Origin of the sequence: Heyndrickxia acidicola (assembly GCF_001636425.1) — a bacterium.
Taxonomy (GTDB): domain Bacteria; phylum Bacillota; class Bacilli; order Bacillales; family Bacillaceae_C; genus Bacillus_AE; species Bacillus_AE acidicola.
On record NZ_LWJG01000009.1, the window covers coordinates 1 to 1,543 of the forward strand.

A 1,543-nucleotide genomic window follows, 5' to 3' on the forward strand; every position below is an offset into this window, starting at 1 on the left:
TCGTATTATAAGGTTAACCAGAATGCTAAATATTTCTGGTTGACCTTATTTATTTTGGTCTTATTATATCAGTAGCCAGGGTAGAACGTAACTGCCCGTGGGGCATAATTTTCCTTCTTAAGCTAACCTGCCCCCGTTAGTTGAACAAGAAGAAGCAACATAACATTGGTCTAGGAAGTCTTAAAAAAGAGAAAACCGTAATTTTTAGTAGAAAAAAAGACACCCTTTTATGAGTGCCTTTAATATCTAATTTAAGGTTGATTCCTTATATGAAATGGTTCCCCCTGTATAATTGCCATTTAAATCTTTAAGCAGGGAACCATAAAGCCTGTATACTTCTCTATACATTCCTTCCAAATCATTAGCAATGATTACTATCTGCTTGGTTTCACCATTCCCTGTAACACTCACTACATATCTATTTCTTTTAGGAACGGCCACTTAGTTGTCCCCCTATTTTCTCTTATCTGATTCCTTTTACCCAATTCGTTTTACCCGATTCAAAGAAATAGTAAACCTTTATTTCAAACTAACCTGCCCCTATAGTTCAATGAAAAAAGACCCGTAACGGGTCTATAGAATCCGTAGGCTCATAAACAGTATGATTTCTCAGCTTTTGGGCCACACCAGGACATCAGCCACAACTCCATATAAAAACGGCTAATTGAGCCGTTTTTTACCGCCTGAGCGTGTTTTAATAAAGATGTTTCACCCAATTGAACGTAATAATCATCAGCAGCAGAAACGGAATCATAAAATCATCCCGCCGAACCAATACCCACGACTAGAATCCACACTTATTCTGTTTGATTTGATGGATATTCTATAACCTTGAACTATGGAAAAACCTAAAATCAATCCCACAGACAAACTTTTTCATAGTAATATCACCTCTTCTAATGTACCTATATTGTTTTACATAAAAAGTCAAATGAAATCGGCTCTAAATACCTTTTTTCACTGCCTCCCCTCATTCAATCACCATCTCCTATCATCAATTCGCCTTTATAAAGGGACAATGTGCTTAAAACCCACAAAAACAGCCCTGTGAGCCGTTCCCAATCATTCAGGAGAAAACCCATTACTACCTACCCTATCCCCCACTCAGAACGAATGCAGTGAGGACTGAATATCGCCTGAATGATAAATTCTTCTTCGAGCTCCAATATTTTCATTCAACTTGCTCCGTCCTATTCGTTATAATAAAAACAGGAGTGATTAAGAATGGAAAAAATAGTAACGTTACTAGAATCCATACGAGAAGAAATTAATAAAGTTCATTCAGATATAATTCTGATAGATACAGATTTGAAAGGATTGCTTTATGAAAAATAAAAAAATTGAATTAAGAGAAAAAGTTAAGCCTTTTGAAAAGGCTATTGATAAAAGAGCTTATAAACAAATTTTAAATACATTTTTGCCTTTCCTTGTTTTATGGATTCTTGCTTATGAGGGTTTAAAGGTTTCATTTTGGCTTTCTTTGCCTATTTCGATTATCAATGCGGGGTTTTTGGTCCGAATATTTATTATTTTTCATGATTGC

At 35.3% G+C, this 1,543-nt stretch carries 1 protein-coding gene and 1 pseudogene; one reads left to right on the forward strand and one right to left on the reverse strand.

Features of this window, described 5'->3' with window-relative positions:
* Window positions 1-246: 246 nt before the first annotated feature.
* Window positions 247-441 (reverse strand): hypothetical protein, encoded by a 195-nt coding sequence (locus tag A5N88_RS23945; protein ID WP_066270823.1) that lies wholly within the window; start codon window positions 439-441, stop codon window positions 247-249.
* Window positions 442-1,324: 883 nt separating this feature from the next.
* Here A5N88_RS23945 and A5N88_RS23950 point away from each other — a divergent pair.
* A pseudogene (locus A5N88_RS23950) lies at window positions 1,325-1,543 on the forward strand (fatty acid desaturase); the annotation flags it as partial.